Origin of the sequence: Blautia glucerasea, assembly GCF_020537505.1 — a bacterium.
Lineage (GTDB): Bacteria > Bacillota > Clostridia > Lachnospirales > Lachnospiraceae > Blautia_A.
Genome location: NZ_JAJBMO010000006.1, coordinates 42,637 through 57,179 on the forward strand (window position 1 = coordinate 42,637; position 14,543 = coordinate 57,179).

Annotated in this window: 10 protein-coding genes and 1 tRNA gene; 1 reads left to right on the forward strand and 10 read right to left on the reverse strand. The window is 46.0% G+C overall.

Going from position 1 to position 14,543, the window contains the following annotated elements; genetic code table 11:
- Window positions 1–5 precede the first annotated feature (5 nt).
- The 6 genes from LIQ05_RS06895 to LIQ05_RS06920 form a co-directional block, all read right to left on the reverse strand.
- The gene (locus tag LIQ05_RS06895) at window positions 6–1,121 is read right to left on the reverse strand and encodes an aldo/keto reductase (RefSeq protein ID WP_226819617.1); all 1,116 of its coding nucleotides are present in this window, start codon (window positions 1,119–1,121) and stop codon (window positions 6–8) included.
- A gap of 134 nt (window positions 1,122–1,255) precedes the next feature.
- Entirely contained in the window at window positions 1,256–2,758 is a 1,503-nt protein-coding gene (glpK, locus tag LIQ05_RS06900) for a glycerol kinase GlpK (RefSeq protein ID WP_226819618.1), read from the reverse strand.
- A gap of 382 nt (window positions 2,759–3,140) precedes the next feature.
- Entirely contained in the window at window positions 3,141–4,043 is a 903-nt protein-coding gene (locus LIQ05_RS06905; protein WP_226819619.1) for an undecaprenyl-diphosphate phosphatase, read from the reverse strand.
- Between the two features lie 276 nt (window positions 4,044–4,319).
- Entirely contained in the window at window positions 4,320–7,535 is a 3,216-nt protein-coding gene (gene carB, locus LIQ05_RS06910; protein ID WP_226819620.1) for a carbamoyl-phosphate synthase large subunit, read from the reverse strand.
- The gene (locus LIQ05_RS06915; protein ID WP_226819621.1) at window positions 7,535–8,611 is read right to left on the reverse strand and encodes a carbamoyl phosphate synthase small subunit; all 1,077 of its coding nucleotides are present in this window, start codon (window positions 8,609–8,611) and stop codon (window positions 7,535–7,537) included. Before LIQ05_RS06915 ends, carB begins: the two co-directional genes overlap by 1 nt.
- Window positions 8,612–8,988: 377 nt before the next feature.
- A tRNA-Leu gene (locus LIQ05_RS06920) sits at window positions 8,989–9,072 on the reverse strand.
- A 274-nt stretch (window positions 9,073–9,346) separates the two neighbouring features.
- Here LIQ05_RS06920 and LIQ05_RS06925 point away from each other — a divergent pair.
- The gene (locus LIQ05_RS06925; protein WP_226819622.1) at window positions 9,347–9,586 is read left to right on the forward strand and encodes a helix-turn-helix domain-containing protein; all 240 of its coding nucleotides are present in this window, start codon (window positions 9,347–9,349) and stop codon (window positions 9,584–9,586) included.
- A gap of 219 nt (window positions 9,587–9,805) precedes the next feature.
- Here LIQ05_RS06925 and LIQ05_RS06930 read toward each other — a convergent pair whose 3' ends face one another.
- From LIQ05_RS06930 to LIQ05_RS06945, 4 genes are all read right to left on the reverse strand, one after another.
- Window positions 9,806–10,267 (reverse strand): signal peptidase II, encoded by a 462-nt coding sequence (locus LIQ05_RS06930; protein ID WP_226819623.1) that lies wholly within the window; start codon window positions 10,265–10,267, stop codon window positions 9,806–9,808.
- Between the two features lie 79 nt (window positions 10,268–10,346).
- Window positions 10,347–10,895, reverse strand: coding sequence for a zinc ribbon domain-containing protein (locus tag LIQ05_RS06935; RefSeq protein ID WP_226819624.1), 549 nt, complete (start codon window positions 10,893–10,895; stop codon window positions 10,347–10,349).
- Between the two features lie 140 nt (window positions 10,896–11,035).
- Window positions 11,036–12,472: an ATP-dependent Clp protease ATP-binding subunit ClpX gene (gene clpX / locus LIQ05_RS06940; RefSeq protein ID WP_226819625.1), complete on the reverse strand. Its 1,437-nt coding sequence runs from the start codon at window positions 12,470–12,472 to the stop codon at window positions 11,036–11,038.
- A 201-nt stretch (window positions 12,473–12,673) separates the two neighbouring features.
- Complete coding sequence (locus LIQ05_RS06945; RefSeq protein ID WP_226819626.1) at window positions 12,674–14,380, reverse strand: S1C family serine protease; 1,707 nt, start codon at window positions 14,378–14,380, stop codon at window positions 12,674–12,676.
- Window positions 14,381–14,543 lie beyond the last annotated feature (163 nt).

Below are 14,543 nucleotides of genomic sequence, written 5' to 3' on the forward strand. Positions count from 1 at the left end.
AAATATTATTTCTGTTCAGTCTCAAATTCCTTCGCCACATCTTCCAGCAAATCTCTAATCGGGAGATGCTGTGGGCAGGCTTTTTCGCATTTGCCGCACTTGATACAATCGGAGGCTTTGCCGTTATGTACAGTGTAAGCATTGCTGTAGTAGTAATTTGCATTGCAGTCGTTAAATACCTTCTTGGCATTCATGCAGGCAAAAAGGTCTGGAATGGAAATCTGTTTCGGGCATCCGGCAGTACAGTAACGACAGGCTGTACAGGCAATCGCGTGTTTCTGATGGAAAATATCAGCCACCTTGTGAACAGCTTCCATTTCTTTTTCATTCAGAGGCTGGAAGTCCTTCATAAAGCTGATGTTATCCTCCATCTGCTCCATATTACTCATACCGGAGAGTACCATAAGAACACCCTCAAACCCCGCTGCAAAACGAAGGGCATAGCTTGCCGGGCTGCCGCCGTGAAGGTCATCCAGAACCTTCTTAGCGTCTTCTGGAAGGTTTACAAGGTTACCTCCCTTAACTGGCTCCATGATTAGTACAGGTTTGTTGTGTTTACGACAGACTTCATAGCACTTGCGGCTCTGTACAGCTGGATTTTCATAGTCCAGATAGTTGAACTGGATCTGAACAACTTCAATCTGCGGATACTCAGTAAGAATTTGATCCAAAGCTTCTGCCTTGTCGTGGAAAGAGATTCCGAAATGACGGATCTTACCTTCTTCTTTCAGCTGGAGTGCAATCTCATAAGCATGACATTTCTTAAAGTATTTGAAAATTTCCTCACTCTGTGCATGCATAAGATAGAAGTCAAAATAATCTACTCCACAAGCCTTCATCTGGCTCTCAAAAAATGGTCTGATTTCTTCCTCTGATTTGAAATAGAAGTTTGTCAGCTTATTAGTAAGAATATATTCACTACGCTCATGACGGCTGGTCAGACAGTCGCGAAGGGCAAGTTCACTTTTTCCATCCAGATATCCGTGAGCAGTATCGAAATAATTGAAGCCCTGCTCAAGAAAAGTATCTACCATTTTACACATCTGTTCCTTGTCAACTTCGCCATCCTTCATAGGAAGACGCAAACAGCCAAAACCAAAATTTTTTTTGATTTTATCCATGATGAAATACTCCTTTCTTGAAAGACTGGCCATAGAGCAAGGGGATATGCGGAAACCTGAAATCGCTCTATGGCCAGAATTTTTTTCTTTATTATACAGGTTAAAGTGGACTTTAAGTCAAAAAAACTCAGTTTTTATTCTTCCTCATCCTTCGCCCACTCGAACGTACACTTCACAGCCTTTGTCCACCCTTTCAGCTTCTTTCTTCGCTCTTCTTCCGTCATCCGGGGCGCAAACTGCTGACCGATCTGCCAGTTGCTTTTTACTTCGGAGGCGTCTTTCCAGAAACCGGTAGCGAGACCGGCAAGATAAGAGGCGCCAAGGGCAGTGGTTTCGATGCAGCTAGGGCGGACTACCTGGGTGTCAAGGAGGTCAGCCTGGAACTGCATGAGGAAGTTGTTGGCGCTAGCGCCGCCGTCTACACGAAGGGCGCTGAGATCAAAGCCGGAATCCTTCTCCATGGCTTCCAGAACGTCGTGTACCTGGTAAGCCAGAGACTCTACCGTTGCGCGCACCAGATGAGCTTTTCCTGCGCCTCTGGTAAGCCCAAGGATAGCACCTCTTGCATACTGATCCCAGTATGGTGCACCAAGACCTGTGAAAGCCGGTACTACGTAAACACCGTTTGTGTCCGGCACAGAAAGACAATATTTCTCTGAGTCCGGAGAACTCTCCAGAATTCCCACTTCATCTCTCAGCCACTGAATAGCAGCGCCCGCCACAAAAACACTTCCCTCCAGGGCATATCCCGGCGTTCCGTCTGCTTTCACCGCAATGGTGGTAAGAAGTCCATTCTTGGATTCTACCGCCTTATCGCCTGTATGCATGAGCATAAAACAGCCGGTACCATATGTATTCTTTACATCTCCTGACTCAAAGCAGCACTGTCCGAAAAGAGCCGCCTGCTGGTCTCCTGCTGCCCCGGCGATAGGGATTCTTCCACCGATCAGGTTCTCATTTGTATAACCGTAAATACAGCTGCTTGGCTTCACTTCCGGCAGCATACACGCTGGGATATCCAGGTATTCCAGAATCTCTTTATCCCATTTTCTCTCATGGATGTCAAAAAGCATGGTCCGGGAGGCGTTTGTGTAATCCGTCACATGAACCTTCCCTTTCGTCAATTTCCAAATCAGCCAGGTATCCACAGTTCCGAAAAGCAGCTCTCCATTCTTCGCGCGCTCTCTGGCGCCTTCCACATGATCCAGGATCCATTTCAGCTTCGTTCCTGAAAAATAAGCATCCGGAATCAGGCCGGTTTTCTTTCGAACCAGCTCTGACATGCCGTCTTTTTCCATCTTTTCGATCATATCGGCTGTTCTGCGGCACTGCCATACAATTGCCGGATATACAGGCTCTCCTGTCTTCTTATCCCATACAATGGTAGTCTCTCGCTGATTGGTAATTCCGATAGCATGAATATCCTCTGCATCCACACCAATCTTGCTCATGGCCTCTGTAGCTACTGAAATCTGGGAAGACCAGATTTCCTTCGGATCATGCTCCACCCAGCCTGGCTTGGGATAATACTGCTTGTACTCTTTTTGTGCTACACTGCACATATTTCCCTTCTTATCAAATAAAATACATCTGGAACTGGTAGTTCCCTGATCCAATGCCATTATATATTTTCCCATAGTACACCTCGTTTACATTACTTGAATTATTTATATTATAGCCTATTTTCATATACAAGAAAATACCTTAACTTGCTATTTTGTGGGTTGGTCGTTACCCCGTACGCGATTTCACAATGGGTATTACTCCAGCGAACCATTTCAGGCGCGTTCTTAGCGTAGATGAAATCCAGCGCTTACGAAGACTTAGGAGTGACGGCTCTCCGGAACTCCTTAGTCGCAGTTAGCGATTAGTTCATCGTAGCGTTGCGCCGGTGAGTGAGTAATTCCCATTGTCCGAATGCGTCCCTCTTCGACGAACTTTTCAACCCACAAAATAGCAAAAACGCCAACCTGCAAATTTTCCCCATGCAGGCTGGCGCCAAAATTTTTTATATGTAATTTATGCCAGTAAAGTCTTACCAATAAAGTAAACCAGAACCAGCGCACCAAGTACGATTCTGTACCATCCAAATGCCTTGAAATCATGTTTCTTGATATAGCCCATCAGGAACTTGATCGCCAGGATGGAAACTACAAATGCAACCACCATACCGATCACCAGGATCAATACCTCTGTACCGGTAAAGCCAAAACCGAATTTCACAAGCTTCAGAAGACTGGCTCCGAACATAACCGGGATACCAAGGAAGAAGGTGAACTCAGCTGCGACCGTACGGGAAGTACCAACCAGGATCCCTCCGATAATAGTAGATCCGGATCTGGATGTACCTGGAATAACAGAGAGTACCTGGAAGCAGCCGATCAGAAGTGCCGTCTTGAAAGACAAATCTTCCAGACTTGTGCACTGGGGCTCTCTGCCTTTGTTATAGTTTTCCACAATAATAAACAAAACACCGTAGACGATCAGTGCAATAGCAACCACTACATAGTTGTTAAAATGTTTTTCAATGGAATCATTAAATGGAAGTGCGATAATAATGGTCGGCAGACATGCTACCACGATCTTAAACCACAGCACCCATTTCTCCTTGTCGCAGAAGCGTTCAACGAAATTCAGGATCACCTGTGCCCATTTCGGCTTCTTGGCAATGGCCATCTGGGTTCTTCTTGGAAGCTTCTTTATGTAAAAAGGCCACAGCTTATTCCAATACAAAACAACAACTGCAAGGATGGCTCCAAGCTGGATCACAACCAGAAATACGTCCATAAAATCCTGTGAAACATTCAGATGAATAAATTCATCCACCAGGATCATGTGGCCAGTACTGCTGATGGGAAGCCACTCTGTAATTCCCTCAACGATACCAAGGAGAATTACCTTTAAAAGTTCGATAATATCCATTTCTACCCCTTTCTTATGAATGCAAGGAAACTCCTTCAGCTGCTTCACTTTCTCAAATCAGCTGCGCCGTACCCATCCTGTCTGATCCGCAATCTCCATCGCACTCACTTTAACAAAATGAGGACGGAGACCTGAACTTCTCCGTCCTCTTTAGTATATTACACAACTTTGCTTTCGTAAACTTGTATTTTGCATTTTTCGCAAAAATTTAGCCTTTGTTTGTTACTGTTCACAGAGTGAACCGTAGCCTTTGTTTAATGCTTTAGCGCGTGTTTATTATCTTCTCGCGATAGTCGCAATATCAATCAGACTCAGCTTGTTAGCATCTGTGTTCTCCAGACTTGTTACCAGAGCCTCTGCGGTATCAAGGCTGGTAAGAACATTAACACCAGTCTCAATCGCGTTACGTCTGATCACGAAACCGTCCTTTTGATGCTCAACACCCTGGGATGGGATATCGATTACCACATCGATCTTATGTCCAAGGATCAGGTCCATAAGGTTCGGTGCCGGCTGCTCCAGCTTGTTGGTACGGATTACCTTAACTCCGTGCTCTTTCAAAGTATTGGCAGTTCCTCTTGTGGCATAGATACGGTATCCAAGTGCCTCAAATCTCTTAGCAATCGGTACAGCGTCCTCCTGTTCTTCTGGTCTGACTGTCATGATCATGTTCTTGTACTTCGGCAGACGGATTCCAGCTCCAAGGAATGCTTTATACAGAGCCTCATTGAAGGTCTCTGCAATACCAAGGCACTCACCAGTAGATTTCATCTCAGGTCCAAGGCTGATATCAGCGCCGCGGATCTTCTCGAAGGAGAATACCGGCATCTTGATGGCGATGTGTTTTGCCTCTGGCTGAAGACCTGGCTCGTAACCCATGTCTTTCAGCTTGTATCCAAGGATTACCCTAGTTGCCAGCGGTACGATCGGGATTCCGGTAACCTTGCTGATATAAGGTACCGTACGGCTGGAACGCGGATTTACCTCAATTACGTATACATCATCTCCAAGAACGATGAACTGGATGTTGATCATACCAATTACATGCAGTGCTCTTGCAAGACGTCTGGTGTACTCTGCAATGGTCTCTTTCGCCTTAGCGCTGATGGTTCTTGCCGGATATACAGAAATACTGTCACCGGAATGGATTCCGGCACGCTCAATATGCTCCATAATACCAGGGATCAGAATGTCCTCGCCGTCGCAGACTGCGTCAACCTCAATTTCTTTTCCCATCAGGTACTTATCTACAAGGATCGGGTGCTCCTGTGCGATCTGGTTGATCACACCGATGTACTCTTCCACATCCTCATCGCTTACAGCAATTCTCATACCCTGTCCGCCAAGTACGTAGGAAGGACGAACCAGAACCGGATAACCCAGCTCGTTGGCTGCCTTTTTCGCCTCTTCTGCAGTAAATACAGTGTGTCCCTTCGGTCTCGGGATCTGGCATTTCTCCAGGATCTCATCAAACAGCTCACGGTCCTCTGCAGCATCTACATTCTCAGCAGATGTTCCAAGGATCTTCACGCCCATCTTGGTAAGGGCTTCGGTCAGCTTGATGGCGGTCTGTCCACCGAACTGGACAACGGCTCCGTCCGGTTTCTCAATATTTACAATGTTCTCAACATCTTCCGGTGTGAGAGGCTCGAAATACAGCTTGTCTGCAATATCGAAGTCTGTACTTACAGTTTCCGGGTTGTTGTTGATAATGATGGTCTCGTAGCCTTCTTTTGCAAAAGCCCAGGTACAGTGTACTGAGCAGAAGTCGAACTCGATACCCTGTCCGATACGGATCGGGCCGGAACCAAGTACCAGGATCTTTTTCTTATCTGGTGTGGCAACTGCCTCATTCTCTGTTCCTTCATCGCCATATACAGAATAGTAATATGGAGTAGCTGCTGCAAACTCAGCTGCACAGGTATCAACCATCTTATAAGCTGCTTTGATACCATACTCTGCGCGGAGGTCTTTGATTTCTTCCTCTGTTCTTCCGGTAAGGCGGGCGATGATGTAGTCCGGGAATTCCATGCGTTTTGCTTCCAGAAGAAGCTCTTTGGTAAGTTTTCTGGTCTTCAGGGCATTTTCCATTCCAACAAGGATTGCCAGCTTATCAATGAACCAGATATCGATCTTGGTAATATCATGAAGCATGGACTGCGGCATACCGCGGCGGATTGCTTCTGCGATCTTCCAGATTCTGCGGTCATCTACGATTGCCAGCTCATCAAGAAGCTCCTCGTCTGTAAGCTGGGTAAAATCATAGGACATAAGGCTGTCCACATGCTGCTCCAGGGAGCGGATTGCCTTCATAAGAGCACCTTCAAAGTTATGGCAGATACTCATAACCTCACCGGTAGCTTTCATCTGAGTGGTAAGGGTTCTCTTAGCTGTTATAAATTTATCAAACGGAAGTCTCGGGATCTTAACTACGCAGTAGTCGAGCATTGGCTCAAAGCTTGCGTATGTTTTTCCGGTGATGGCGTTAGGAATCTCATCCAGTGTATAGCCAAGTGCGATCTTCGCAGCAACTTTTGCAATCGGATAACCAGTAGCCTTACTTGCAAGTGCCGAGGAACGGCTTACACGAGGGTTAACCTCGATTACACAGTACTCAAAGCTATCTGGCTTCAGTGCGTACTGAACGTTGCATCCACCTGTGATTCCAAGCTCTGTGATGATGTTCAGGGCAGAAGTACGGAGCATCTGGTACTCTTTGTCTCCAAGAGTCTGGGACGGAGCAACTACAATGGAATCTCCTGTGTGGACACCAACCGGGTCGATGTTCTCCATGTTGCAGACTGTAATGCAGTTTCCTGCACTGTCACGCATTACCTCGTACTCGATTTCTTTCCATCCTGCGATACAGCGCTCTACCAGAACCTCTCCAACACGGGAAAGACGGAGACCGTTCTCCAGGATCTCACGAAGCTCAAATTCATTGTGGGCGATACCGCCGCCGCTTCCGCCAAGGGTGTAAGCAGGACGAAGAACAACCGGGTAACCGATGGTATTTGTAAATGCAAAACCATCCTCTACAGTGGTAACAACCTTAGAAGCTGCAACCGGCTCACCGATCTTCTCCATGGTATCTTTAAATTCCTGACGGTCCTCAGCCTTCTTGATGGTTTGGGCTGTGGTACCGATCAGTCTTACATTATGCTCTTTCAGGAAGCCCTTCTCGTCCAGCTCCATGGCAAGGTTCAGACCTGCCTGTCCGCCCAGGGTAGGAAGAACGCTGTCCGGTTTCTCCTTCAGAATCAGCTGCTCTACTACTTCTACGGTAAGAGGCTCGATATAAACGCGGTCTGCAATGTCTTTATCTGTCATAATGGTAGCCGGGTTGGAGTTCAGAAGAACAACCTCCAGGCCTTCTTCTTTCAGAGAACGGCAGGCCTGTGTTCCTGCGTAGTCAAACTCTGCTGCCTGGCCGATGATGATCGGACCGGAACCAATAACAAGTACTTTTTTAATGTCTTTATTTCTTGGCATTATTTATTTCCTCCCATCATTTCCATAAATCTGTCAAACAGGTAACCGGAATCCTGTGGTCCCGGGCATGCCTCCGGATGGAACTGTACTGTGAAAATGTTCTTTCCAACGTATGCCATTCCCTCGTTTGTGCCGTCGTTGACATTTACAAACGCCGGGTGTGCAATATTTTTCTCCTCAAGATCCTTGGCATCTACTACGTAGCCGTGGTTCTGGGAAGAGATATAAACTCTGCCTGTTGCAAGGTCTTTTACCGGATGGTTTCCACCGCGGTGGCCGTATTTCATCTTATAGGTATCGCCGCCTGTTGCAAGTGCCATCAGCTGATGTCCAAGACAAATTGCAAAGATCGGAACATCGGAATCGTAAAGCTTCTTTACTTCTTTAATAATGGAAGTACATTCCTTCGGATCTCCAGGGCCGTTGCTGAGCATGATTCCGTCTGGATGATCTCCCAGGATCTCTTCAGCCGGTGTAAGGGCCGGGTAAATGGTTACCTGACAGCCGCGCTTATTCAGGGAACGGGCAATATTGCGTTTCGCACCAAAGTCCATAAGTGCAACCTTCGGGCCATTTCCTGGAAGGATTTCTTTCTCACGGCAGGTTACTTTTTCTACTACTTTACCAGTTGTATATGCTTTTAACTTGGGGAGAATTGCGTTTAAGTCATAATTTTCATCCGTTGTGATCATACCGTTCATAGTACCTTTCTCACGGAGGATCTTGGTAAGAGCTCTGGTGTCGATTCCTGCGATTCCAGGAATATCATGTTTGGTCAAGAAATGCTGAATGGTGTCAACGCTTCTGAAATTGCTTGGAACACGGGATAATTCACGTACGATAAATGCGTCGATCCACGGCTTGGTGGATTCCTGGTCATCATAACAGATTCCGTAGTTTCCTATTAATGGATAGGTCATACATACCGCCTGGCCTGCGTAAGACGGGTCTGTCATTACTTCCAGATAACCGGTCATGGAAGTATTAAAAACAATCTCACTGATGACTTCCCTGGCAGAGCCAATGCTGGTTCCTGTAAATACATGGCCATCTTCTAATATCAGAAATGCTTTCATACAATCTCCCTTTCTTATGTGTCTATTTTTTCCTAAATCGCAACTGTTCAGTACCTTCACAGTTGCTGCCAAAATGCATTCCCAATCACCTTCGGTGATGGCATTTTGGCTCGTAGGTCTCGGGATTTTGGCATATCCATGCCAAAACACCTCGCGGAATTCTATCTCCTGATAGTTACCTAAATCTTCAAGATTGTACCATAGCAAAGTGCTTTTTTCAACAAAATACGGGCAAAAAAAAATTCTGTTGTGCATAAAAAATTTGCACAACAGAAAAAAGCTACCGGATCAGAGCCTGCTTCCATTCGAGACTTTCTGTGTCTCACAGCCAACATTCATAAGCGGCTCTGGTATTCGTAACAAAAGAAAAAAAATAATGCAGGAGATGGGACTTGAACCCACACGATCTTGCGACCACAGGCACCTGAAGCCTGCGCGTCTGCCAATTCCGCCACTCCTGCATTTCTTATGTTTCAATCGCTCTCTCGCGACTGCTTGATTATAATACAACACAATCCAGCAAATGTCAACATTAATTTTCAAAAAAATTTGAAAAATTAAAAAAATATTATTTTTGAAGAAATGGGACTCTTTCCAGGATTTATGATTAGTCCATTTTGGTCTTTTTAACAGTTCAGGGGAAGCCGCAAATTATAATAAAATAAGCTGTTATCCTGTGACTTTTCAAAGGTAATGGCAAATACCATTTATACTTTTACACCAGAGAAATGAAATATGATGTACAAAAGAATCCGAGAGCTGCGGGAAGATCACGATTTGAAGCAGGGCTATCTGGCACACTATCTCAATGTGAGCCAGCGTACCTATTCGCGGTATGAAACCGGGGAACGCCATATTCCCCTGGATATTTTGTGCAGGATTGCAGACTTCTATAAGGTAAGTGTGGATTATCTGCTGGAACGCACGGATGTAAAGCGCCCTTATCCCCCTTCACGGCTCTCCCAGAAAGACTGAGAGCTGCAGCTGTCCCCGCCCATGCTTTATGGCTTGGTCCTAATGTCAGCTACAGTAACTCAAACAAACGACAAAAGACACCTCAGGCGACTTATGCCGGGTGTCTTTTGTCGTTTGCTTGTAAATCCTTTACTTACATAAAAAAGAACTTTAAGATCAACGTTCACAGATCTCTTAAAGTTCTTTTTATTTACGCGGGCAACAAGCTGAAGTCCATGTTTACCTCTTATCAGGAAGTAAATTCCCTACTGCCCATAAAGCGGCACCTGTGGCAATGCACACATCCGAAAGATTAAAGGCTATCTTGCGGATTTCTTTATTCTTCACATTTAGGCTTACATAGTCTGTGACATAGCCTTTATTCCGACGATCCACATAATTTGACATCCCACCGCCTACGATCATGGCAAGTCCGGCCTTACTCAGCTTACTGCCTCCGTGAAGAAGCAGATGCCAGTATTCCCCTGCGGCACAGCCAAGACCGGCTGCGGACAGCTCCTGGCAGTTCTTCTGGCCTATCTTCACCCTGCCGAGAACCATATCCTTGTTATGACAGTTGCGAAGGATCAGCCTGCCACCAAGCGCCTCTTCCCGACTTCCCTGAAGGCGGGTACTGTCGATATATTCCTTAATTCTGTAATCCAGCAGAAAAATTCCGCCGGCAATTGTCAGCGAAAGCATGGTTGCTGCCTCCTTAATACTGATAAATTACAAAAAACACCTCGCAAAATGCAATCTTCTAAATAGTTGCAATAAATTATTATTCAGTGGTTTCTTCCGTTTCGTTTTCTGCCTCTACAGTTGCCTCTGCTTCCTCAGCCTCATTTTCTGCCTCTGCTGCAGTCTCCTCTGCTTTCTCAGCCTCATTTTCTGCCTCTGCTACAATCTCCTCTGTCTCTGAGTCGATCACATCTCCCTCGGCAGTCTCAGTCTCTGGCTGCGGAGTAGGGCATACAGATCCGCAGAACGGACAGAAGGATACGCTTCTGTCTACATGCCTGCCGCATGCTGGGCAGATCTTCTGACCTTTCAGTTCAGCTGCAGAATCCCTGTATCCGGTAATAATATCCAGATGCTGCTGGATCTCCTCGCAGAATCCCTTCAGGGCTTCGTCCAACTCTGCGCCTTCTTTGTATTTCTCAAAGATCACATTTCCAATGTCTGCTTTCAGTTTCTGGACCATCTGCTCTTCGCTGGAAATCTTGCTTCTGATCTTCTGTGTCTCATACAACTGGCCGGCTTTTTTGCCAAGATCTTTGGTCGTCCTTGTAATCCTGTCGCTTAACTCATCAAAAAAATCGCGTGCCATAATACCGTCTCCTTTACATATAAAAAGTGTTTAAACACATGTTACCTTTACGAACTTCCAGGCGGGGGCCATACAAATCTGTTTACATGCTTCACACAGGCCAAATCTTACTGTTCACGCCCTGACCTGTAACAGTCAACTTACTTAGCAGCCCCGATCAGCGGAATCTCCTGTCCCCGAAGCATGATTCTCGGTCCACCAGTTCCCTCTATATATTCCCTGGTAATAATAACTTGTCCAATACTGTCATCCTTGGGGATCTCATACATAATATCCAACATGTACTCCTCCAGAATAGCCCTAAGCCCTCTGGCTCCTGTATGTTTCTCCAATGCCTTGGCTGCAATGGCATAAAGCGCTTCCTCCTCGTAATCCAGCTTCACCTCATCCAGGGCAAGGAGCTTCTGATACTGCTTCAGAATAGCATTCTTAGGCTCCTTCAGAATCTGTACCAGCATGTCCTCATTCAGGCCATCCAGTGTATATATGATCGGCAGACGGCCAATAAATTCCGGGATCATGCCAAATGTACGGATATCGTCCACTGTCACCTTCTCCAGAATATGAGGATCGTTGTCATATTTGTCCTTCAGGTCTGCATAAAAGCCAATGGAAGCCTGCTTATTCAGTCTCTCCTTGATAATGTTCTCCAGATCCGGGAACGCACCGCCGCAGATAAACAGAATATTCTTAGTATTCACCGTCACCATCGGAACCATGGCATTCTTGCTGTTAGCGCCTACCGGCACCTCCACTTCGCTTCCCTCCAGAAGCTTCAGAAGTCCCTGCTGTACTGCCTCACCGCTTACATCACGCTGGTTGGTATTTTTCTTCTTTGCAAGCTTGTCAATCTCATCGATAAAGATAATTCCATGCTCTGCCTTCTCCACATCATTGTCTGCAGCTGCAAGGAGCTTGGAAACAACACTCTCAATATCATCACCGATATAACCGGCCTCTGTCAGAGAGGTAGCGTCAGCAATGGCCAGCGGCACATCCAGAAGTCTGGCAAGGGTCTTCACAAGATAGGTCTTACCACATCCGGTAGGTCCGATCATCAGCATATTGGACTTCTCGATCTCGATCTCATCCATGGTATCGGTAGCCACACGCTTATAGTGATTATAAACAGCTACAGACATTACCTTCTTGGCTCTCTCCTGACCGATCACATATTCATCAAGGCTTGCCTTGATCTTGTGTGGTGCCGGGATTTTCTTAAGGTCAATCTCCGGCTTGGCGTTTTCTTTTTTCTTCTTTACCTTCTTCGGACGGGGAATGGCATCCTGAAGACTTCCCAGATTGATCATGCTTACATTTGGCATATTGAGAAGATCATTCAGATTCAGTCCGTTATTCATCTGCTGTGTCATGGTATCAAAGCTCTTCTGCATACAATCGTTGCAGATATGTATATTATTGGGCAGCTCGATCATCTTGCCAGCCTGGCTCTCCGGGCGGTGGCAAAGGAAGCAGAATTTCTCATAATCGCTGTCATCCTCGTGATCGTCGCTCCCTGTCTCCGTTATATCTCCCTCGATGATATCTTCTTTTTCATCGTCAAAATGATCTGTCATATCAATAATTCCTTTCCTGCTGCCGGCATTTATCAGCGCCAGCTTTCTTTTCCTTCTGCATAAAATGTTTTGTTGCCTTATTGTAACATACTTTTCTCTAATTTAGAAATTAACTTTTTATAAAATGTCATAAAACCAAGTCCCGGGCCGCCGTCCACCCACTCCAACGAATAAAGGGGAGCTTTTGGCTCCCCTCGCACATTACTGATTACTATCTGGTCTTGCACTCAGCGTGACGGTTACAGTAGATTCTTCATACTCTCCGTTATTCAACCGCGCCACCTCAATTTCAATCTGTTCCCCTGCTGAATAATACTGAAGCTTATCATTAATATCTGCCTTGCTGGAAACCTTCTGTCCATCCAGCCTGGTTATAATATCACTCTTCTGAATTCCTGCATTGTCAGCTGCCTCTCCTGGAGCCACGTACATGACAAAGGCACCGGATGGCATATTATACATCTGAATGGCTTCTCTGGAAAGATCTGCAAATTTAATTCCCAGATATCCAACCTGTGACTCATCAGAAACCTTATCTCTGGTCTTACGGTTCATAAGGTCTTCCAGGATCGGCTGTGCCTTGGAAATGGGGATGGCATATCCAGTACCTTCCACACTGCTTGATGCGATTTTCGCACAGTTAATGCCAATGAGCTCTCCCTGCATGTTTAAAAGGGCACCGCCGCTGTTTCCAGGATTGATAGCTGCATCTGTCTGGATCAGGTCCTCGTAAGTGTTGGAATCAGACTGTACCGTACGGTCCAGAGCACTTACCCAGCCGGATGTTACCGTCTGTCCATAGCCAAGTGCATTACCAATGGCTACTACCTGCTCTCCAACTGCCAGATCATCGGAATTGCCAAGCTGGGCGATCTTGATCTGGTCCATGGTCTCCTCCGGGATATCACTTTTCTCAACTGCGATCACGGCAAGGTCCGTATCCTCATCTGTTCCTTTTATCTTGGCAGAAACAGCGCCATCAATATTCAGGTCACCATTCCCGTTTACATAATTCTCTGTTTCCTGTTCTGCATTTACCACATCACTGCCGATAAAGCAGACGCTTAAGGTCGTGGCACCTTCTACCACATGATTATTAGTGGCGATCAAAAGTTCATCATCATTCTCACCAACAATAATACCGGAGCCGCTTCCTGTGCTGGGATACTCCATTCCATAGCCGAAGAAGCTACGGATTTCCTGCATGCTGACAGAAGTGATCGCCACTACAGAAGGCATTGCAGCCTGGGCAACTCCAGCTACCGGTCCTTTCTCATTGGCGACGGTCTCTGCACTGGTACTGCTGGCTGCAGCACTTACTTCGTCTGTGCCAGTGTCTCCTGATGCAGCAGAAGAACCAAGAGTTTCTGCTGTTCCAACAGATGTCTGTGTCTCCTTATTAAAATACCGGTCTGATATTCCATTTACTGCCTGGAATACAATTCCTGCCACCAGGCCGAAGATTACAGCCAGTGTAATGGTATTGCCAGCTTTTTTGCCAAAGCTTGTGGATGTACTTCGTTCACCATGATGCTTCAGATAAGATCCTTTATGACGCTTCTTTGTATCCTCTTCTGGCGGCTTCTTCTGGTCATCTACCTGATAGTGTGCGTATTTCGGTTCTGAATTCTGCGACTGGAAACGGTCAGAATCATTTTCACTATTCCCATAGGTACTGCCGGAACTATTGTCTGAGGCATAATAATTACCTCCGGCTGTATTTCCTGTTCTATCTGATGTCCTGCTGCTTGTATATTTGTAATGATAGGTTACATTCTCATTCAGATCATCTCCGGGGGCAGCTGTCTGATCAGATCCAGTTTGTCCGGACATGTCCGGATTCTCTGGCTTCTGGGGCTCACCATCCGTGTTCTTAGGATCCTTACCCCAATTCCATTCCTCACTCATTTTTTGCTCCCTTCTATGTTCATCCACACTCCTGTTCTCTCAGAAACAGATATGCTCCGTAACATTTTCTTTTATTTTATGATACAAGTTTAGCAAGCAATTGTGTTGAAAGTGTGATAGATTTTTTAAGAAAAGGTGACACGCAAAAAACATGACACCTTAG